The organism is Xanthomonas sp. LF07-6 (assembly GCF_034105445.1).
In the GTDB taxonomy this organism is placed as follows: Bacteria; Pseudomonadota; Gammaproteobacteria; order Xanthomonadales; family Xanthomonadaceae; genus Xanthomonas_A; species Xanthomonas_A sontii.
The window spans coordinates 156,507-176,009 of record NZ_JAXGGI010000010.1; the positions used below are offsets into that span (position 1 = coordinate 156,507).

Consider the following 19,503-nt stretch of genomic DNA (forward strand, 5'->3'; position numbering starts at 1 on the left):
GGCCACAGCCCCTCCGCCAGCCCTGCCGGGCCAGCCACGTCAATTCCCGCCGTGGAGCGTGGCTGCGCCTGCCCCTTTCCTCCACCGCGGCGCGACGGTGTCGCCGCCGCGCCCCACCCCGCGAGATCGATCCATGCTTTCCTCCGCTCCACGCCGTCTGCTGTCCCTCGCCGTGCTGTCCGCGCTCTCCGCCGCCTCGGCACCGTTGTTCGCCGCCGAGGCCGAGGCCGCGGCCGACGTGCAGCCGACCACGCTGGACAAGGTCGAGGTCAGCGGCAGCCCGAGCCGTGCGCAGCCGTCCACCACCACCCGCCTGCCGCTGACGCTGCAGGAGACGCCGCAGTCGGTGAGCGTGCTGGGCCAGCAGCGGCTGGAAGAGGAATCGCTGTTCAGCGTCAACGACGTCATGCGCAACGTCACCGGCGTCAACGTGTCCTTCTACGACACCCAGCGCCCGCTGTACTTCGCGCGCGGCTTCCAGATCACCGACTTCCAGGTCGACGGCCTGCCCACCTACAGCGGCTCCACCAACCAGGAATACGACATGGTCTTCTACGACCGCGTCGAGGTGATCCGCGGCGCCAACGGCCTGCTCAGCGGCGCCGGCATTCCCTCGGCCACGGTCAACCTGCTGCGCAAGCGCCCCGGCAAGAGCTTCGATGCGTCGTTCGCGGCCTCGCTCGGCACCTGGGACTTCCGCCGCACCCAGGCCGACGTCACCGCGCCGCTGACCGCCGACGGCCGCTTCCGCAGCCGTTTCGTCGCCGCCTGGCAGGACCGCGGCTACTACTACGACCACTACACCGAGCAGAAGATGTCCGGGATGGCGGTGCTGGAAGGCGACCTGACCGACACCACCACGGTCACCGTCGGCTACCAGCGCCAGGACAACGATCCGGTCGGCTCGACCTGGGGCACGGTGCCGTACTTCTTCGCCGACGGCAGCTTCGCCGACCTGCCGACCTCCACCAACCTGGCGCCGAAGTGGGCGCGCTGGCAGCGCAACACCCACACCACCTTCGCCAACCTGGAACAGCGCTTCGGCGACAACTGGCTGCTGAAGGTCAACCTGGCGCGCACCGAGGGCGAGGTCGAAAACCTGCGCGTCTACGGCAGCGGCTATCCCAGGCGCGACGGCAGCGGCATCTACCTGCGCGCCGCCGCCGGGCAGACCACCGATACCCGCGACGGCCTGGACGTGTACCTGTCCGGCACGTTCCCCCTGTTCGGCCGCGACCACGACGTGGTGGTCGGCGGCAGCTGGCAGGACCTGCAGTCGACCACGGCGACCCTGGCGCTGCGCTACCCGGGCGACTGGACCACCTGCGGCCGCGAGCGCTGCTACTACATCCCCAACGTCTACGACTGGCACGGCGACGTGGGCCAGATCACCACCACCCGCACCGGCGCGCGGCGCGAGGCGCGCACCACCCAGCGCGGCGTGTACGCCTCCACCCGGCTGCGCCTGGCCGAACCGCTGTCGCTGATCGCCGGCGCACGTCTGAGTTCCTGGCAGACCCGCACCCAGGCCTTCGCCGCCGACGGCCGCTACACCGGCACCAGCGGCCGCTACAGGGTCAGCGACGAGGTCACGCCCTACGTCGGCCTGGTCTACGACCTCACCCCGGCCATCTCCACCTACGCCAGCTACACCGAGATCTTCAATCCGCAGAACTACAAGGACAAGGACAACAACCTGCTGGCGCCGGTGCAGGGCTCCAACCTGGAAGCGGGCATCAAGGCGCAGCTGGCCGACGGCCGCGCGCTGCTCAGTGCGGCGGTGTTCGAGGCCAGGCAGGACAACTACGCGGTGCGCGACATGACCCAGCCCGAGGCCTCGCTGCCCGACGGCAGCTCGGCCTACATCGGCGTCGACGGCACCAAGAGCCGCGGCTGGGAACTGGAATACAACGGGGAACTGCGCCCGGGCTGGACGCTCAATGCCGGCTACACCCACGCCAAGGTCACCCGTGCGCCGACCGACGCGATCTACGCCAACCTGCCGGAGGACTACCTGCAGCTGTCCACTCAGGTGCGCCTGCCCGGCGCCTGGCAGCGCCTGAGCCTGGGCGGCGGCGTGAGCTGGCAGAGCGCGGTGCGCGGCTACAACATCCAGCGCCCGCTCGGCGACGGCAGCGCCGCCACGCGCCCGGTCACCGTGGTGCAGGATCCGTACGCGCTGGTGCACTTCAATGCCAACTACCAGCTCAGCACGCAGTGGACCGCGACGCTGGCGGTGACCAATGCATTGAACAAGAAGTACTGGGCCAACCTGGATTACCAGAACTACGGCGAGCCGCGGTTCGTTAGCTTTACCCTGCGCTGGCGGTACTGAGCGACGGCGCAGTAATGGCGTGGCCGCTTGTGCAGGGAGACTGCGCTAGCGGTCGGACCCTCACCCCCAGCCCCTCTCCCGGTGGGAGAGGGGAGCTGTAGGCGGAGCGCGTTGCGCTGATAGTTTCCGCCTGCGGTGGCGGTGCTGAGCGGCGGTGCGGTGCGTGTGGGACTGCGTGTGCCGGGAGTTGGTGCTGGCGGTCGGACCCTCACCCCCGGCCCCCCTCCCGGCGGGAGAGGGGAGCGAATGCTCAGTCTTTCGGCTTGCAGGGATCGTCGCGGCGCAGCAGGCGGCCCAGTCGCGATTGCGGCTCGCACGGCGGCTGCGCCGGTTGCGCGGCCTTTGCCGCCGCGGCTGCGGCGGCCGCGCGCTGCTGCTGCAATTGCGCCAGCTTGGCCTTGATCTGCGGCATCGCTGCCAGCGCGGCCTTTTCGCCTTCCAGGATCGCGGCGTTGCGCTGGGCGAAGTCGGCCGCGCCGATGTCGTTGACCTTGGGCCGGATCACGATGTCGGCGCGGCCCAGTTCCTGCTGGCCCAGGCGCTGGCCCATGATCGCGATCGACTGGTTGACGGTGCCGAGCATGCTGCCCGGGTTCTTGCCGCTGGCCTTGCTGGAGATGTCCACGGCGATGACGAAGTCGGCGCCGAGCTGGCGCGCCGCGTCCACCGGCACCGGGCTGACCACGCCGCCGTCCACGTAATGGAACTTGCCGATGGTCACCGGCTCGAACACGCCGGGGATGCTGCTGGACGCGCGCACCGCCTGGCCGGCATTGCCGCGCACGAACACGGTGCGCTCGCCGTCTTCCAGCCGGGTGGCGACTGCGGCGAACGGCTTGGCCAGCTTCTCGATCGGCTTGCCCTTGAGTTGCGCGTTCACGTAATCCTGCAGCGCCTGGCCCTGCACCAGGCCGCCGGAGAACAGGCGCATGTCGCGGATGCTGCTCTCGTCCAGCGCCACCGCCGCCTGCTGCATCTGGAACGCGTCCATGCCGCTGGCGTACAGCGCGCCGACCACGCTGCCGGCGCTGGTGCCGGACACCACCGTCGGCTCCAGACCATTGGCCTGCAGCATCTTGATCACGCCGATGTGGGCGAAGCCCTTGGCCGCACCGCCGCCCAGGGCGATGCCGATGCGCAGCGGCTGCGCGGCCGGCGTGGGCAGCGGTGCCGGTCCGCTCACCACCGGGGCCGGCGGTGCCGGCTTGGGTTCGCCGCCACAGGCGGCAAGCAGGCCGAACAGGGACAGGGACAGCAGCAGGCGCGGGGAGCGGAACACGGTCATGGATGCGTCGCGGAAGGAAGAAGAAGGGAGGAGCCGGCGCGAGGATAGCCGCATCCTCCTGCACCGCCCACGACTGGAGGTCATGGGGTGGGGTGTGCGCGCGTTTCTGAGGCCTGGGGTTTGTGCGCCTGATGTTGCGAGGCGCTGCGCGCACGTACCCTCACCCCAACCCCTCTCCCGGGGGGAGAGGGGCTGATGCGCCGCTTTAGAAGTTGTTGTCGCCGTCGAGGATGCGGCCGAAGCCGCCCAGCACCGAGCCTTCGCCGCGGTTCTGCCCGCCGCCCTGCGGCGCGGCGGCGAACATGCGTCCGGCCAGGCGCGAGAACGGCAGCGACTGCAGCCAGACCTTGCCGGGTCCGGTGAGGGTGGCCAGGAACATGCCTTCGCCGCCGAAGAACATGCTCTTGATGCCGCTGACCGGGCGCACGTCCATGTCCACCGAGGCGTGGAAGGCGACCACGCAGCCGGTGTCCACGTCCAGCCGCTCGCCGGCCGCCAGCTCGCGCTCGATCACGCAGCCGCCGGCATGCACGAACACCCAGCCGTCGCCCTCGAGCTTCTGCATGATGAAACCTTCGCCGCCGAACAGGCCGGTCATGATCTTGCGCTGGAAATGGATGCCCAGCGACACGCCGCGTGCGCCGGCCAGGAAGCTGTCCTTCTGGCAGATCAGGCGGCCGCCGTGCTGGTCCAGCTTCATCGCCAGCACCGTGCCGGGATAGGGCGCGGCGAAGGCGACCTTGGCCTTGCCCTGGCCCTGATGGGTGAACACCGTGGTGAACAGGCTCTCGCCGGTGACCAGGCGCTTGCCGGCCGACAGCAGCTTGCCCATCAGCCCGCCCTGGTTGCCGCCGGAACCGTCGCCGAACACGGTGTCCATCTGCACCGCCGCGTCCTTGAACATCAGGGCGCCGGCCTCGGCCACCGCGCTCTCGCCGGGGTCCAGCTCGATCTCCACGAACTGCATTTCGTGGCCGACGATGCGGAAGTCGATCTCGTCGGCGCGGCCGCCTGCGGCCGGCGGCGGCGGCAGGCCCGGCGGCAGGAACGTCGCGCCACCCTGCAGGGCCGCGATCTGCGCCACCGGCAGCCAGCCGTTCTGGCCCTGGCTCCAGGCCAGTGCCGTGGGGTTGTTGCGGGCGAAGGCGACCGCGTCGGCATCGTCGAACGGGCCGGAGCGGGTCTGTTCGCTGCCGGTCAGGAAATACCACTGGCTCATGGGTGCAGGTCCTTGGCGGGAAGTCGCGCGAGTCTAGCCTGCCGTCCTGGACCGTTCGCATCTGCCCAAAGGCAGGGGGCGGTGCAGCCGGTCCGCACGCTGCGCCTTACAACGCGCTGGCCGGCCGCACCTGCAGGACGCCGGCTTCCGCGGCGCAGTCGCCGGCCGGCACGCGCACGGCCGCGCGCGCGGCGATGATCTCGCCGCGGGCCGCGGCCAGGTCGGCGCGGAAGGCCGCATCGTCGTGCAGCCGCGCCACCGTGGCCGCGCCCATGAAGCGGCCGGCGAGCACGTCGCTCTGCCAGTGCACGTTGCACACCAGCCGGCTCTCGCCGTAGTTACGGCCGCGCGCGATCAGCGCAGTGGCGCGCTCGGGCGCGATCTCGCTCAGGATCAGCGCCCAGGCCCAGCCGATGGCGCTGTGTCCTGAGGGATAGGAGCCGCTCTGGCGCAGGTCGTCGAGATCGCCCGGGGTGCACACCGCCTGCGCGTTGCGCAGGAACGGCCGCGCGCGCTGGTACCGGCGCTTGGCCGCCTTGGTGGCGGCACTGGCGTCGATGCGGCTGCGCTCCAGCAAGGTGTACAGGTGCGGGGTGTGCTGCGCATCGATCGCCACGCCCAGCGCGCAGGCGAACTGGCCGGCGCCGTTCGGGAAGCTCAGGTCGGCATCGCGCGCGGCCTGCTGCCAGCGCGCGCTGCCGCGCAGGGCCAGCGCCTCGCGGTTGATCGCCAGGTCCAACGCCTCACCCGGCGAGTCGGCCGCCGGCGGCGCCGGCAGCAACTGCAGGCTGTCCGGCACCGCCGCGGCCGGCAGATAGCCCACCGCCTTGGCCGGCGCAGGCGCAGGCGCCGGTGCACGCAGCGCGGGACCGCTGCAGGCGGCCAGGGCGAGCGCCAGCACCACGGCGACGGAACGGACACGACAGGCGGGCGACACGGGCATGCGGACTCGGACAGCGACGGCGGATCGGTCAGTGTACGGTGCGATGCAGCGACGGGTCGCCCGAGGCGGCATGCCGCCTCGGGCGACTGCGGAGAGGAGCGGCTTCAGCCGCGACGGGCGTGACCGGGAAGGCCCGTCGCGGCTGAACCCGCTCCTCCGGAAGCAGGTTTGCGTATTTCTGGAAGCACCGTTCCCGCCTCAGCCCCCGTCACGCTCCTCGCGCGGCGGGAAGCGCAGCACGACCCCGCGCGGCGGCGCCGGCGGTGGCTGCCACAGCACCGGCACCTGGGTCGGCGGCGGCGGTTCCAGTTCGTCGTCGGCGACGAGGAGGTCGTCGGTGTCCTCCTCGTCCTCCCAGCTGTAGCGCTTGCGTGGCGGCAGCGGATCGCGATGGCGCAGCAGCAGCGCGGCGACCACGCCGCCCACCGCGCCGCCCAGGTGCGATTGCCAGGACACCCCGTCCTCGTGCGGCAGCACCGTCACCAGCATGCCGCCGTAGAACAGGAAGGCGATCATGCTGGCGGCGATCGCGGCGCGGTCGCGGCGCAGCAAGGCCAGCACGAACACCAGGAACAGCAGGCCGTGGGCGACGCCGCTGGCGCCCAGGTGATGGCTGCCGGGATCGCCGAGCCACCAGGCGCCCAGGCCCGAGCCCAGCCACAGCAAGGGCAGCCCGGCCAGGGTGGCGCGCGGATACACGCTGCCGGCCAGGGTGCCCAGGATCAGCAGGGCGCCGGCATTGGCCCCCAGATGCTCCAGCGAGCCGTGCAGCAGCGGTGCGGTCAGCACACCGAGCAAGCCGGCGGCCGTGTGCGGCGCGACCGCCCAGGGCCGCCAGTCGAACAGGCCCTGGCTGGCGAATACCGCCACCAGCACCGCCACGAAGGCCAGGCTGACATTGAACGCGCGCAGGATCCGCGCGCGGTCGAAGCGGCCCTGCGCATCGGGTTCGGGCGTGGGCGAGGGGAGCGAAGAGGTGTCCATGCTCCCTGGATGGCGGCGCCGGGCGTCCAAGGCAAGGCGCTGCCGATGGGAGGGACTGGCCGCGGCCGCGGGACAATCCGCGGCCGCGGCGCCCGCGCCGAGTCAGTGCGCCGGCTTGGCCGGGCGCAGCAGGCTCAGCACCACGGTGGCGCCGATCACCACCGCCACCGCCAGCAGCGACACCAGCACCGGGATCTTGTACAGGTCGATGATCAGCATCTTGGTGCCGATGAACACCAGCACGATCGCCAGGCCGTAGGGCAGCAGGTGGAAGCGGTCGGCCATGCCCGCCAGCAGGAAGAACATCGCGCGCAGGCCCAGCACCGCGAACACGTTGGAGGTCAGCACGATGAACGGGTCGGTGGTGATCGCGAAGATCGCCGGGATGCTGTCCACCGCGAAGATCACGTCGGTGATCGCGATCAGCATCAGCACCGCGAACAGCGGGGTGAACCAGCGCTTGCCTTCCTGGGTCACGCTCAGCGCGTTGCCGTGGTACTGCGGGGTCAGGCGCAGATGCTTGCGCATGAAGCGCAGCACCGGGTTGGCCTCCAGGTCCGGCTCCTTGCCCGCCGAGAACCACATCTTGATGCCGGTCAGCAGCAGGAACGCGCCGAACACGTACAGCAGCCAGTGGAACTTGGTCAGCAGCACCGAGCCGGCGAAGATCATCGCCGCGCGCAGCACGATCGCGCCGAGCACGCCGATCACCAGCACGCGCTGGCGCTGCTCCTCCGGCACCGCGAAGTAGCTCATGATCATCAGGAACACGAAGATGTTGTCGACCGCCAGCGACTTCTCGACCAGGTAGCCGGTCAGGAACTCAAGGCCGAGGCGGTTGCCGGTGGCCACGTCGATGGTCTCGCGCAGGTACCACCACAGGCCGGCGTTGAACGCCAGCGCCAGCGCGATCCAGCCGATGCTCCACCACAGCGCTTCCTTGAAGGTGACCTTGTGCGGACCGCCGTGGCGCATCAGCACCAGGTCCGCCAGCAGCGCCACGACCACCACGATCGCGAAACCGCTCCACAACCACACGTTGCCTATCGTTTCCATTGGGAATTTTCCGTCAGTGAACAGGGAACCTCGGGGCCGCGTTGGCGGAGGCGTTCCGGACGGAGACGACGGATGTCGTCCAGAGGGTGCCTTCGCCACTGCGGCGAAGGTCTCGCTCGCAACCGGCGGACCGGTTGCCGTTGCACCGGAGCCCGCGGGCTCGAATTGACGGCGACAACGTCGGGAGCTACTCCCCTTCTGCGCGCATTCTTGCGGCTGCCGGCGGTGCCGTCAATCGGGGCGGCTACAATGGCGTTCATGAATAGTCCCCTGCCCGTAGTCCGCCTCAAGAACGCCTGGCGCTCCAGCCATCCTTGGATCTTCCAGAAACTGGTCGAAAAACCCGCCGCCAGGCCCAAGCCGGGCGCGCTGGTGGACGTGGTCGGGGTGGACGGCGACTGGATCGGCCGCGGCTTCTACAACGGCCACTCGCGCATCGCCGTGCGCATCCTCGAGACCCATCCCGACATCGCCGTCGACGAAGCGTGGTTCGCGCGCAAGATCGCCGAGGCGGTGTCGCTGCGCCGTGACGTGCTCAAGCTGGACGCGGTCAGCGATGCCTGGCGCGTGGTGCATGCCGAGGGCGACGGCCTGTCCGGCCTGGTGGTGGACCGCTACGGCGACCTGCTGGTGGTGGAGTTCTTCAGCGCCGGCATGTTCCGCCACCGCGAGTGGATCTACGCCGCGCTGCGCGCGCAGTTCCCCGGCGCGCGCTTCTACAGCTTCGCCGAGGAGCACGTGCAGAAGCAGGAGAGCTTCGACTACCGGCCGGTGTCCAGCAGCGGCGAGCGCCCGGAGCCGGCGATCATCAGCGAATACGGCGTGCGCTTCCGCGCCGACCCGGCCGGCGCGCACAAGACCGGCTTCTTCGCCGACCAGCGCGAGAACCGCCAGTGGCTGAGCCAGCAGGTGGAGGGCAAGCGCGTGCTCGACCTGTGCTGCAACACCGGCGGCTTCGCGGTCTACGCCAAGGTCCGCGGCGCCACCGAGGTGGTCGGCGTGGACATCGACGAGGACGTGATCGAGATCGCCAAGGGCAACGCCCGCCTCAACGACGTGCGGCCCAAGTTCGTGCAGGCCGACATCTTCCCGTACCTGCGCGATGCCGCCGCCCGCGGCGACCAGTACGACGTGGTGATCCTGGACCCGGCCAAGATGACCCGCGACCGCGACCAGGTGATCCCGGCGCTGAAGAAGTACCTGGACATGAACAAGCTGGCGCTGGGCGTGGTCGCTCCGGGCGGCCTGTTCGCCACCTTCTCCTGCACCGGCCTGGTCGCCGAGCACGAGTTCCTGGACATGCTGCGCCGCGCCGCCTATTTCTCCGGCCGCACCATCCAGATCCTGAAGGTGGCCGGCGCCGGCGCCGACCACCCGTTCATGGCCCACGTGCAGGAATCGCGCTACCTCAAGGCGGTGTTCTGCCGCGTGCTGGACTAGCGCGCCACGCATGCGCAAGGCCGAGCGGCGATGCCTGCGTGACGGCCTGATCCGGGTGCGCCGGCCGGCGATCGACGCCGCCGCTGCATGAAGATCGTCATCGCCCCGGACGCGTTCAAGGAAAGCCTGTCCGCGGCGGAGGCGGCCGCGCAGATCGCGGCCGGCTTCCGCAGCGTGTTCCCGGCGGCGCAGTACGTGCTGCTGCCGTTCGCCGACGGCGGCGAGGGCACGGTGGACGCGCTGGTCGCCGCTGGCGGTGGACGTCGGGTCGCCTGCACCGTGACCGGGCCGCTGGGCGCGCCGGTCGCCGCGCAGTTCGGCCTGAGCGAGGACGGCGGCACCGCCCTGATCGAGATGGCCGCGGCCAGCGGGCTGATGCTGGTGCCGCCGCAACAGCGCGATCCATGCCTGACCGGCACCCGCGGCGTCGGCGAACTGATCCTGGCCGCGCTGGATGCCGGTGCGCGCCGGCTGCTGATCGGTATCGGCGGCAGCGCCAGCAACGACGGCGGCGCCGGCATGATGCAGGCGCTGGGCGTGCGCCTGCTGGACGCGCACAGCCGCGACCTGGCCGCCGGCGGCGCGGCGCTGGCCGCGCTGGCGCGCATCGACCTGGACGGGCTGGACCCGCGACTGCGCGAGTGCACCATCGAAGTCGCCTGCGATGTCGACAACCCGCTGACCGGGCCGAGCGGCGCCTCGGCGGTGTTCGGGCCGCAGAAGGGCGCCACGCCGGCGATGGTCGCGCAGCTCGATGCCGGGTTGCGGCACTACGCCGAGGCGATCGAACGCACCCTGGGCGTGGCAGTGGCGCAACTGCCTGGGGCGGGCGCGGGCGGCGGTATCGGCGCGGCCCTGCTCGCCTTCCTCGGCGCGCGGCTGCGGCCGGGCGTGGAGATCGTCGCGCAGGCGCTGGGGCTGGAAGCGCACTTGGCCGGCGCCGATCTGCTGGTCACCGGCGAAGGCCGCCTGGACGGGCAGAGTGCGCAGGGCAAGGTGCCGGTCGGCCTCGCCCGCATCGCCCGGCGCCACGGCGTGCCGGTGCTGGCCATCGCCGGCGGTCTGGGCGAGGGCGCGGCGGATCTGCAGGCGCAGGGGATCGACGCGCTGTTCGGCGCTGTGCAGCGCGTGTCCACGCGCGAGGCCGCGCTGGCCGACGCTGCGGACGCCCTGCGCCAGTCCGCGCGCAACGTGGCCGCGGCGATCGCCCTGGGCCAGCGCCTCGGCGGCTCCCGGGCGCAATAGCGGTCTCACTGTCGGCTCGGCTTGGCGCTGCAAGCCGCAGCGTTGGGAGTCCTGTGTGGGAGGGACTTCAGTCCCGACGCGGTGACCGGTGATTGCCGCAGGACCCCGCGAGGCGGTTGCCCCGCGCGTCGCGGCTGAAGCCGCTCCCACATGTGGGTATGTCGCCAGCGGATGCGCCACACGCAGGCAAGCCTTGTGGGTGGGATTTCAGTCCGGACCCGATGACCGGTGGTTACCGCAGGGCCCCGCGAGGTGGCTGCCCCGCGCGTCGCGGCTGAAGCCGCTCCCACATGTGGGTATGTCGCCAGCGGATGCGCCACGCGCAGGCAAGCCTTGTGGGGGGATTTCAGTCCGGACCCGATGACCGGTGGTTACCGCAGGACCCCGCGAGGCGGCTGCCTCGCGCGTCGCGGCTGAAGCCGCTCCCACACGTGGGTATGTCGCCAGCGGATGCGCCACGTGCAGGCAAGCCTTGTGGGAGGGATTTCAGTCCGGACCCGATGACCGGTGGTTACCGCAGACCCCGCGAGGCGGCTGCCCCGCGCGTCGCGGCTGAAGCCGCTCCCACATATGGGTATGTCGCAGCGGATGCGCCACGTGCAGGCAAGCCCTGTGGGAGGGACTTCAGTCCCGACGCGACGACTGTCGGTCTCCGCAATGCTGGCAGGGAAGCCCGTCCCCAAGCCAGGCCTGACGTCGGCGCCCGCCCGCTGCGACCAATCCCGAATCCCCAATCCCAACTCTCCAGGCCCGCACCAAACTGGTGCGGCAGCCGCGCCCATTTGGCGCGCGCTGCCCCGTTCAGGTAAACTGAAAACGTTTACAACACGGATTCTAACGCCATGGAAACCCCAAATCTCCCGCAACGTGCGCCGCTCAGCCCGAAGTGGCAGTTCCGCTTCGACTTCTTCGACCGTTACGGCGCCCCGTCCACGCCCGAGTACAAGGCCGCGTTCAAGGCACTGCCGTTCATGGAACGGTTGAAGATCAACATGAACTTCTTCGCCCTGTTCTTCGGCTTCATCTACTTCTTCATCCTCGGCATGTGGCGCAAGGCGCTGGGGTTGATCGGCATCTGGCTGGCGCTGGCTGTGGTCGCGGCGTTCCTCCCCGAGGCGATCGGCCGCGGCCTGGGCATCGCCTACTCGCTGCTGGTCGGCATGGCCGCCAACTACGCCTACTACCTGGACCAGCGCAAGGGCAGCGTCAGCTGGAACCCGTTCGAAGGCCTGCGTTGGTGGTAAGCGTCGGGCACGGCGGCGCGCACGTGCGACACGCCGCCGCTGCGCTCAACGCTTGCGCTTCCAGAACTGCCAGGCCGGTGCCGGCTTCGGCGTGACCGCCGCGGCCTGCGCCGGGGCCAGCTGGCCCTGAATGCCGGTCAGCCGCGCCTGCGCATCGAATGCCAGGACGATGCGGGTGTTGCCGCGCGTCGCCACGGTCTGCGCGGCGTCGCGCTGCAGGGCATAGCCCTGATCGGCCAGGAAGCCGTCGGTCATGGCCCGGTGGTCGAGTTCGAACTGCATCGGCAATTCGCCGAGCAGGCGCAGCACGCGGGCGTCGTCGCACGGCGCGAAGACCGCGGCCGGTACGTCCTCGAGCAGGAAGAACAGCGCGCCGCCGTCGTACGGCGCGCGGTAGTAGCAGCGCCCGCGCAGGGCACCGGCGAGCAGGGCGATCTGGTGGCCGCCGTCCTCGCCCAGCGCCGAGGACGGCGCGGCCAGTTCGGCGATGCCCTCGCGCTCGCCGTGCGCACGTAGCGCATTGGCATCGGCCAGCAGGGCCGGTGGCAGGTTGCTGGCGGTGTTGGCCCAGGCCCACAGCCAGCTGGCGCTGGCTTCTGCGGCGGTGCCCAGCAATTGAATCGGGAACTGCAGGTCCTCGCCGAAGTACACCTGGCCTTCGCCCAGGTCCATTTGCCAGCGACGCTCGGCCAGCACGTCGGCCAGCGCCAGCTGGCGGGCGTAGGCGCTGCCGATGTGCCGTGCCAGCGCTGCCTGGAACGCCGGGCTCATCGCGGCGTCTGCGGCGCGCGCTGCAGCAGGCTGTTGCGGCGGCCGTACAGCAGGTAGGCGACCACGCCCAGCGCGTTCCACAGCCCGAACCAGATCTTCGTGGTATCCGGCAGGCTCCAGAACAGGTACAGGCAGCCGCCGATCGCCAGCGGCCCGACCAGCCACGCCAGCGGCGTGCGGAAGGTGCGGGCGCGGCCGGGTTCGCGGCGGCGCAGGACCAGCATGCACGCGGCCACGGCGATGAAGGCGGCCAGGGTGCCGGCATTGGCCAGCGCGGCGATCTCGTCCAGCCGCGCCACGCCGGCCAGCGCCGCCACCAGCACCGCGGTGAACAGCGTGGTCGCCACCGGGGTGCCGGTACGCGCGTTGACCTTGGACAGCCCGCGCGGCAGCAGGCCGTCGCGCGACATCACGAAGAAGATCCGGCTCTGCCCGTACAGGAAGGCCAGCAGCACGGTGGGCAGCGCGATCACCGCGACCACGCCGATCGCCGCCGCCGCCTTGCCGTGGCCGAGTTCGCGCAGGATCAGCGCCAGCGGCTCGGCGCTGGCGCCGAACACGTCGTAGCGCATCGCGCCGACCGCGGCCAGCGCCACCAGGATGTAGATCAGGGTGCAGCCGATCATCGAACCGACGATGCCGATCGCCAGGTCGCGCTTGGGGTTCTTGGTTTCCTCGGCGGCGGTGGAGATCGCATCGAAGCCGTAGAAGGCGAAGAAGATGATCGCCGCCGCGGCCATGACCCCGTGCGCGACGCCGTCGGCGCCGACCGTCTTGGGGAAACCGTAGGGCATGAACGGGTGCAGATTGGCGCTCTGGAACGCCGGCAGCGCCACTGCCACGAAGATGCCCAGGGCGATCAGCTTCAGCACCACCAGCACCGCGTTGAGCGTGGCGCTCTCCTTGGTGCCGGCCATCAGCAGGCCGGCCACGGCGAAGGTGATCAGCACCGCCGGCAGGTTGACGATGCCGCCGGCATGCGGCCCCGCGGTCAGCGCCGCCGGCAGGTTCAGATCCATGCCGGTCTGCGCACTGGCCCAGTGCAGGAAGCCGACGAAGTAGCCGGACCAGCCCACCGCCACCGTGCTGACCACCAGCGAGTACTCCAGGATCAGGCTCCAGCCCACCACCCAGGCGATCGCCTCGCCCAGCGCGACGTAGCTGTAGGTGTAGGCGCTGCCGGCGGCCGGCATCATCGTCGCCATCTCCGCGTAGGCCAGCGCGGCGCAGGCGCAGATCGCCCCGGCCACCGCGAACGACACCAGCACCGCCGGCCCGGCCAGCTGTGCGCCAACGCCGATCAGGGTGTAGATGCCGGTGCCGACGATCGCGCCGATGCCCAGCGCCACCAGATGCGGCCAGCTCAGCGAGGGCACCAGCCGGCGGCCGGCCTCGTGGACGGTGACCAGGTCGAGCGACTTGCGCCGGAACAGGAACGACATGCGGGCCTCGGGTGCGGAAGTGACAAGCCGGGCAGTGTCGCCGAATGCGGTGCAGCAAAGCTATGCCTGCGGCGCGGTATGGCACGGCGCTTGTGGAGGTCGATGCGAAGCGCAAGTCCGGCTTTATCGAGCGGAGACCGCTCTCTCTCTCTCTCTCTCTCTGTCTCGTAGCAGCGGCTTCAGCCGCGACGGGCTTTCCCGATGAAGCCCGTCGCGGCTGAAGCCGCTGCTGCGGAATACCGGTGCGTCAGGACCTGTTCCGCCGCGCCCGGCAATCGTGGGTTCTCGCAACCGACCTACCGCCCCAGCCGCTCCGCCAGCCTTACCAGCTCGGCCAGCGAACCGACCTCCAGCTTGCGCATCGCATTGCCGCGGCGCACCTTCACCGTGATCTCGCTGAGCTGCAGCCGCGCCGCCACCTGCTTGTTCAACAGGCCCTGCACCACCAGCTCCACCACCTCGCGTTCGCCGGCGCTGAGCCGCGCCCAGCGTGCCTGCAGTTCCGCCTGCGCCGCATCGGCGGCGCGGCGCGCGCGGTCGCGGGCGATGCCCTGGCCGATCGCGTCGAGCAGGTCCTGGTCGCGGAACGGCTTGGTCAGGAACTCGATCGCGCCGTTCTTCATCGCTTCCACGCTCATCGGGATGTCGCCGTGGCCGGTGATGAAGATGGTCGGCAGCGCCAGCCCGGCCTCGCGCATGTTGCGGTGGAAGTCCATGCCGCTCTGCCCGGGCATGCGGATGTCCAGCACCAGGCAGCTCGGCGCGTCGGCGCGCGGATGCGCCAGGAAGTCGCGGGTCGAGGCGAAGGCGTGCACCTGCAGGTCCACCGAGGCGAACAGGTCTTCCAGCGCGGCGCGGATCGAGGCGTCGTCGTCGATCAGGTACACCACCGGGCGTGCGGTCGCCTCATTCATGGCGTGGCTCCGCCGGCGGTGGGCAGGCACACGCAGAACACCGCGCCGCGCGGCCGCCCGGGTTCGGCCCAGATGCGCCCGCCGCCGGCCTCGACGATGCTGCGGCTGATGCTCAGGCCGATGCCGATGCCGCCCTGCTTGGTGGTCCAGAACGCATCGAACAGATGCGCCTGCGCCTGCGCGGACAGGCCTTCGCCGCTGTCGGCCACGCTCAGCCGCACCGAACGCGCGTCCTCGCGCTCGGTGACGATGCGCAGCGCACGCTGCGCCGGCGGCGTGGCGGCCATCGCCTCGATCGCATTGAGCAGCAGGTTGCCGATCACCTGCTGGATCTGCACCGGGTCGGCCGACACCGGCGGCAGCAGCGCCGACAGTTCGGTGTGCACGCTGACCGCGCTGCGTTCCAGTTCGCCCTGCGACAGCGCCAGTACCTCGGCCACCGCGGCATTGAGGTCGAAGGCGCGCTGCTGCGGCGCCTCGCCCCGGGTCAGGCTGCGCACCCGCGCGATCACCTCGCCGGCACGCTCGGCGTCGGCGAGGATGCGCGCCAGCGCCGCGCGCGCCTTGTCCAGGTTCGGCGGCTGCTGGTCGAGCCAGCGCTGGCAGGCGTTGCCGCTGGTGACGATGGCCGCCAGCGGCTGGTTGACCTCGTGCGCGATCGACGCGGTCAGGCTGCCCAGGCTGCGTACCCGCGCCAGCCGCAGCAACTGCGCCTGCGCCGCGTGCGCGGCGGCCTTGGCCCGCTCCATGCGCACCGCGATGGAGGCGGTGACCGCCACCACCACGATGCTGATCGCCGAGTTGATCACGCCGACGTGGTAGGCCCCGGCATGCGTGAGATGGAAGCTGAGCACGACCAGCATCACGCAGATGCCCGCCAGCACGCCCAGCCCGGCCGGGGCCAGCAAGCGCACCGCGCCGAGGATCGCCACGGTGTAGAACAGCGCCGCCGCCACCGCGTAGTCGGTGACCGTGTCGGCGACGAAGATCGCACCCAGCGCCAGGCCCAGCGCGGCCAGGCCGAGCAGGCGGCGGTGCGGCGGCAGCGGCTTGAACCAGGCGATCATCGGCGGCGTGGCGTGGGAGTGACGGGGATGGGCATGACTGGCTCAGGCTTCGGCGCCGGCGTTCCAGAACGCCTGTTGTACACCCGGTTCGCCCTCCAGGCGCTGCACCACCGCATCCAGTTCCTCGGCACGCACCGCGGTGGCGTACAGGGTGGCGGCGATCTCCACGTCCTTCTGCCCGAACGGATGCTGCTCGACCTCGCGCGCCGGGTAGTGCGCCTCCTCCAGCAGTTCGATCAGCCGCTCGCGCACGTCGCCGTGCACCTCGCGCGCGCAGATCGCATAGAACATGTAGGTGGCTTCCAGCGAGGACTCCTTCAGCGGATGCCGGTTGATCCGGTTCACCATCGGCCGCAGCAGGGTATTGCTGAGCAGCACGAACATGGCCGCCAGCACCGCCTCGGCGACCAGCCCGGCACCGGCGCAGGCGCCGACCGCGCCCGACCCCCACAACGTCGCCGCGGTATTGAGCCCGGTGACGTTGGCGCCTTCCTTCATGATCGCGCCGGCGCCGAGGAAGCCGATACCCGAGACCACGTAGGCCACCACCTGCACTGCACCCTGGGTGCCGCCGTGGATCTCGAACAGGCGGTCGCCGAGCGAGACGAAGATCGCCGCGCCGACCGCGACCAGGGTGTTGGTGCGCAGCCCGGCGGTGCGCTGGCGCACCTGGCGTTCGAAGCCGATGATCGCGCCGAGCACGAAGGCGGCGGTGAGGCTGACCAGGGTGTCGAGCAGCGAGCCGAGATTGAACAGGCGCAGGGCTTCCATCAGGGCGCGTTCCGGTAGGCGAGGGGAGCGAGCATGGCGGCTCCGGGGAAGGGAGTGGGCGGGGACGGGGGCCGATGATGCCGCGGCGAGATGGCATTCGACACCGTGGCGGCAGGCGCGCGGGTGTCAGCGCACCCCGGGCCACCACGCCAGCGCGGCATGCAGCCAGTGCGCGGCCGGGGCGTTCGCCCCGGCGTCGTGCAGGCGCCGCTGCGCCGCATGCGGCAAGCGCGCGCGGACCCGGATGCGGTCGGCGACGGACAGCAGCGACAGCGCATCGGCCATCACCCGCGGCGACTGCGCGGAAAGCGCCAGCGCGAAGGCGCGGGCGCCATGGGCGGCGAGCAGATGGCGCAGCGCCTCGGTGCGGCGCATGGCGACCGCGGCGCGCAGCGCGCGCTGCAGGCCGCGCTGCAGGCGGAAACGGCGGGAGAACAGCGAGAACAGGAACATGACGACCTCCTTGCGGCGCGTGGCCGGCAAGGACGTCGCAGCGTGTGCGCGGCGTGCGTCTTCCGGCTCAGCGCCGGGCAGCGACCAGGCGAGGGGAACGGCGGGGGAATGCGGCGCTGATGCCGCGTCGATGCGGATCGGGGTCCATGCTCGCCTCCGGTATCAGGGGAACGGATCGCGCGGAGCGCGATGGTCTGGCGCGGTCGGATGCCGCGGTACCGCCCACTGGCCGGGCCAGGAGCGGGTGGCGCAAAGCTTGGCATGCGGCTCAGGCGTGCACCAGCCTGCATGAGGCCATGGCGGCGATACCAAGGTATATCCGCTCTCCTCCGCGTGCCGGCGCGTGGCGCAGCGATTGAGACGCGGCCGGCTACACTGACCGCATGCAGAACGATGCCCATTTCCTGATCCTCGCCGGCCTGTTGTGCGCCGTCATCGCCCTGTTGCTGGCCGTGTTGCTGCGGCGGGGCAACCACGCCGCGCTGGAGGCGGCCCTGCGCGAGGAGCAGCGCGGCGGCCGCGGCGAACTGCGCGAGCAGCTCGACAGCCTGGCCCGCCAGCAGGACGCGCGCAGCGAAGGCTTCGCCCGCCACCTGGCGGATCTTTCCACCCGCACCGACCAACGCCTGGACCTGCTGCGCGAAGCCCTGACCGAGGACGCACGGCGCGGCCGGGTCGAGGCCGGCGCCGCACAGCAGCGCATGGCCGAGCTGCTGAGCCAGCGCCTGGTCGAGATCCGCGGCCAGCTCGACGCCTTCGGCCAGCAGCAGGACGCACGCATGGCCCAGTTCGGCCAGCAGCAGGCCGAACTGATCGCGCGCATCGACGCGCAGCTGGGTGCGTTGCGCGAGGCCCTGATCGAGGATGCGCGCAAGGGCCGCCAAGAAGGCGCGGACGCGCAGCAGCGCTTCGCCGACACGCTCGGCCAGCGCCTGGGCGACCTGGTCCAGCGCAACGAGCAGCGGATGGGCGAGATGCGCGCCACCCTGGAGGAGCGGTTGAAGGAACTGCAGGCCGACAACGCGGCCAAGCTTGAGCAGATGCGCGGCACCGTCGACGAAAAGCTGCAGACCACCCTCAACACGCGCCTGGATGCCTCGTTCAAGCTGGTCTCCGAACGGCTCGAGCAGGTCCAGCGCGGCCTGGGCGAGATGCAGCAGCTGGCCACCGGCGTCGGCGATCTCAAGCGCGTGCTGAGCAACGTCAAGAACCGCGGCGGCTGGGGCGAGGTGCAGCTGGAGAACATCCTCGAGCAGACCTTGACCCAGGAACAGTACGCACGCGGCGTGCGGGTGCGCCCGGAGCGCAACGAGATGGTCGACTTCGCGGTGCGCCTGCCCGGCCGCGGCCACGAGGACACGCCGGTGTGGCTGCCGATCGACGCCAAGTTCCCGCGCGAGGACTACGAGCGCCTGCTCGACGCGCAGGAGCAGGGCGATCCGGAACTGGTGCAGGCGATGGGCGTGCAACTGGAGCGCGCGATCCGGGTGCAGGCCAAGTCGATCGGCGACAAGTACATCGCCCCGCCGCACACCACCGACTTCGCGGTGATGTTCCTGCCCACCGAGGGCCTGTACGCCGAGACCCTGCGCCGCCCCGGCCTGGCCGACCTGCTGCAGCGCGAGCACCGCATCGTCGTCGCCGGCCCGACCACGATCACCGCCCTGCTCAACAGCCTGCAGATGGGCTTCCGCACCCTCGCCATCGAAAAGCGCTCCAGCGAAGTGTGGGGTGTGCTGGCGGCGGTGAAGAGCGAGTTCGGCAAGTTCGCCGGCATCCTGGAAAAGGCCGAGAAGCAGATCAGCACCGTCGGCAAGAGCCTGGGCGAGGCCAGCCGCAAGACCCGCACCATCGAACGCCGCCTGCGCGGCGTCGAGACCCTGGCCGACGCGCAGGCCGCGCCGCTGCTGGAACTGTCGTTGCCGCTGGACGATGCCGAAGCGGACGAGGCGGCAGGCGACGACCGGGAGTGAGGGCTTGCGGTGCCCGCGGCGGCGGTGCGGCGAGTCGGGATGGCAAGGCACCGTGGCGGTTACGTCGACGCGAGATGGCGTGCGACCAGCACGCGCCATGTTGGATGCAGCGCCGCGACCTGGACGGGCCAGCGCGGCCGCTTCGTACGCGCGCGCTGTACAGATGGCGCAGCATGCGGGTGTCCTGGTCTTGCCTGCAGTGTCGATGCGATTCGACATCGCGGATGCGTTGTCGTCTCCAGGCCGCTCGCCTGCTCGCCCGCTGGCCGATACGCGCGCTGCCGATCACGACGAGAGGCACATGTGTAGCGGCGGCTCTTGTTCCTTCTGCGGCAGTCGCGAGCAGGTTTTGTGGACACGG

16 protein-coding genes are annotated in these 19,503 nt (G+C 70.9%); 5 read left to right on the forward strand and 11 right to left on the reverse strand.

Annotated elements, in window-relative coordinates:
- The first annotated feature begins 133 nt into the window (after positions 1–133).
- On the forward strand, positions 134–2,335 hold the full coding sequence (locus tag SLW56_RS15565) for a TonB-dependent siderophore receptor (RefSeq protein WP_267084918.1): 2,202 nt from the start codon (positions 134–136) through the stop codon (positions 2,333–2,335).
- A 250-nt stretch (positions 2,336–2,585) separates the two neighbouring features.
- On the opposite strand, the gene SLW56_RS15570 is transcribed toward SLW56_RS15565, so the two are convergent.
- The 5 genes from SLW56_RS15570 to SLW56_RS15590 form a co-directional block, all read right to left on the reverse strand.
- Positions 2,586–3,620: a patatin-like phospholipase family protein gene (locus SLW56_RS15570; protein ID WP_320695111.1), complete on the reverse strand. Its 1,035-nt coding sequence runs from the start codon at positions 3,618–3,620 to the stop codon at positions 2,586–2,588.
- 205 nt (positions 3,621–3,825) lie between these two features.
- Entirely contained in the window at positions 3,826–4,839 is a 1,014-nt protein-coding gene (locus tag SLW56_RS15575; protein WP_267103196.1) for a TIGR00266 family protein, read from the reverse strand.
- Between the two features lie 106 nt (positions 4,840–4,945).
- Positions 4,946–5,782: a phosphatase PAP2 family protein gene (locus tag SLW56_RS15580; protein WP_320695112.1), complete on the reverse strand. Its 837-nt coding sequence runs from the start codon at positions 5,780–5,782 to the stop codon at positions 4,946–4,948.
- 198 nt (positions 5,783–5,980) lie between these two features.
- Positions 5,981–6,766 carry a rhomboid family intramembrane serine protease gene (locus tag SLW56_RS15585; protein WP_320695113.1) on the reverse strand — a complete coding sequence of 262 codons (786 nt, stop codon included), beginning with the start codon at positions 6,764–6,766 and terminating at the stop codon, positions 5,981–5,983.
- 102 nt (positions 6,767–6,868) lie between these two features.
- A complete protein-coding gene (locus tag SLW56_RS15590) occupies positions 6,869–7,822 on the reverse strand; it encodes a TerC family protein (RefSeq protein ID WP_267085973.1) in 954 nt (317 codons plus the stop codon).
- A gap of 258 nt (positions 7,823–8,080) precedes the next feature.
- Here SLW56_RS15590 and SLW56_RS15595 point away from each other — a divergent pair, with 258 nt between their 5' ends.
- The 3 genes from SLW56_RS15595 (at position 8,081) to SLW56_RS15605 (ending at position 11,751) form a co-directional block, all read left to right on the forward strand.
- Complete coding sequence (locus SLW56_RS15595; RefSeq protein ID WP_026144784.1) at positions 8,081–9,262, forward strand: class I SAM-dependent rRNA methyltransferase; 1,182 nt, start codon at positions 8,081–8,083, stop codon at positions 9,260–9,262.
- Between the two features lie 87 nt (positions 9,263–9,349).
- Positions 9,350–10,507 (forward strand): glycerate kinase, encoded by a 1,158-nt coding sequence (locus SLW56_RS15600; RefSeq protein WP_320695114.1) that lies wholly within the window; start codon positions 9,350–9,352, stop codon positions 10,505–10,507.
- A gap of 842 nt (positions 10,508–11,349) precedes the next feature.
- Positions 11,350–11,751 (forward strand): DUF2628 domain-containing protein, encoded by a 402-nt coding sequence (locus SLW56_RS15605; RefSeq protein WP_017909243.1) that lies wholly within the window; start codon positions 11,350–11,352, stop codon positions 11,749–11,751.
- A gap of 45 nt (positions 11,752–11,796) precedes the next feature.
- On the opposite strand, the gene SLW56_RS15610 is transcribed toward SLW56_RS15605, so the two are convergent.
- The 6 genes from SLW56_RS15610 to SLW56_RS15635 form a co-directional block, all read right to left on the reverse strand.
- Complete coding sequence (locus SLW56_RS15610; RefSeq protein WP_152239766.1) at positions 11,797–12,522, reverse strand: DUF6882 domain-containing protein; 726 nt, start codon at positions 12,520–12,522, stop codon at positions 11,797–11,799.
- Positions 12,519–13,964, reverse strand: coding sequence for an amino acid permease (locus SLW56_RS15615; RefSeq protein ID WP_152237227.1), 1,446 nt, complete (start codon positions 13,962–13,964; stop codon positions 12,519–12,521). The genes SLW56_RS15610 and SLW56_RS15615 overlap by 4 nt, the downstream gene beginning before the upstream one ends.
- A gap of 296 nt (positions 13,965–14,260) precedes the next feature.
- On the reverse strand, positions 14,261–14,878 hold the full coding sequence (locus tag SLW56_RS15620; RefSeq protein ID WP_295927969.1) for a response regulator: 618 nt from the start codon (positions 14,876–14,878) through the stop codon (positions 14,261–14,263).
- A complete protein-coding gene (locus tag SLW56_RS15625) occupies positions 14,875–15,945 on the reverse strand; it encodes an ATP-binding protein (protein WP_267084925.1) in 1,071 nt (356 codons plus the stop codon). The genes SLW56_RS15620 and SLW56_RS15625 overlap by 4 nt, the downstream gene beginning before the upstream one ends.
- Positions 15,946–15,987: 42 nt before the next feature.
- Positions 15,988–16,716 (reverse strand): MgtC/SapB family protein, encoded by a 729-nt coding sequence (locus SLW56_RS15630; protein WP_017912892.1) that lies wholly within the window; start codon positions 16,714–16,716, stop codon positions 15,988–15,990.
- A gap of 126 nt (positions 16,717–16,842) precedes the next feature.
- Positions 16,843–17,169, reverse strand: coding sequence for a hypothetical protein (locus SLW56_RS15635; protein ID WP_148827365.1), 327 nt, complete (start codon positions 17,167–17,169; stop codon positions 16,843–16,845).
- Positions 17,170–17,552: 383 nt separating this feature from the next.
- Between SLW56_RS15635 and rmuC the strand changes: the two genes are divergently transcribed.
- Positions 17,553–19,142 carry a DNA recombination protein RmuC gene (gene rmuC / locus SLW56_RS15640; protein WP_152180916.1) on the forward strand — a complete coding sequence of 530 codons (1,590 nt, stop codon included), beginning with the start codon at positions 17,553–17,555 and terminating at the stop codon, positions 19,140–19,142.
- Positions 19,143–19,503: the final 361 nt, after the last annotated feature.